The 1,172-nt window shown below is 71.5% G+C and carries 1 protein-coding gene; it reads left to right on the forward strand.

Annotated elements, in window-relative coordinates:
- Positions 1 to 34 precede the first annotated feature (34 nt).
- Positions 35 to 1,172, forward strand: a 1,138-nt coding sequence (locus R6V09_RS53480; RefSeq protein WP_442810315.1) for a hypothetical protein, incomplete at its 3' end; no start/stop codon positions are given.

The raw sequence follows: 1,172 nt of genomic DNA on the forward strand, positions 1-1,172 counted from the left end.
GGCGGTGGCGCGCGGCCTGCGGTGGGGCGGCGTGGTGAGCCGTTTCGGGGCGGGGATCCGCCGCGGGGTGATGGCGGCCGATCAGTTCACGCAGATCGCCAACGGGCTGTTCCGCGACACCCGCCTGTCGTACAGGGCGAAGGGCGCCTTCGGATTCGTCAGCACGCACCGGGACGGCTGGCAGGTGACGATCGCCGACCTGGTCCGCCTGGGCCCCGACGGCAGGGAAGCGGTACGGGCCGCGCTGGGCGAACTGGAGCGGCACGGTTATCTGGTCCGGGAACGCCTGCGCCGCCCGGACGGCACCCTCGGCGAGATCGTCTACTGCATCACCGACCGCCCCGCCACCCTCGACACTGCGCTGGTCGAAGCCGACCCGGTGAGCCCGCAGTCCGGCACCGCAACCGGCCCTGCGTCCCCGGCGGGGATCCGCCGCGGGGTGATGGCGGGTGATCAGTTCACCCAGATCGCCAACGCGTTCTTCCGTGACAGCCGGCTGTCCTTCAAGGCCAAGGGACTGTTCGGACTGCTCTCCACGCACCGCAGCGGCTGGCGGATGACTGTCGCCGGCCTCGCCCGCCGCGGCCGCGACGGCGAGGCGGCCGTGAAGAGCGGACTGAAGGAACTGGAGCGGCAGGGCTTCCTCGTGCGGGAACGCGAGCGGGGTCCCGGCGGAACCTTCGGCGCGGCCGCCTACGTCATCACCGATCTCCCGGGCCTGCACAACCCGGGGTCCGGGCCAGAGTCGGGTTTTCCACCGGTGGACAGTCCTACGTCGGCTGACCGGCCCGCTAAGAACACCAACGATCAGAAGACCAACAACAAGGACACCAGTTCCCTCCTTCCGTGCCACCACACCGACACCGGAGGAACGACCGGAAGGACCGGAGCGACCGGACGGGCCGGCATCCCGAAGGCGACAGCGTCCTGGACGTCGCCGTCCCCGGCCGGCGGCATGCATCCGGGGATCCACCTGCTGCTGGAGATCGGAGCTCACCGTCCCGAACTGCTGCTGACCGGGAAGGCGCTGACCGATCAGGGCCGCGTGGCGACCGTGATGATGGACGCCGGCTGGAGCCCCGCACAGCTGCGCCACGTCATCACCGACCGGCCCCTGCCGCACCCGGTGCGCACCACGGTCGGCGCGATCATCGCCGCCCGGCTCCGCGCCG

The organism is Streptomyces sp. W16, assembly GCF_033194735.1.
Taxonomy (GTDB): domain Bacteria; phylum Actinomycetota; class Actinomycetes; order Streptomycetales; family Streptomycetaceae; genus Streptomyces.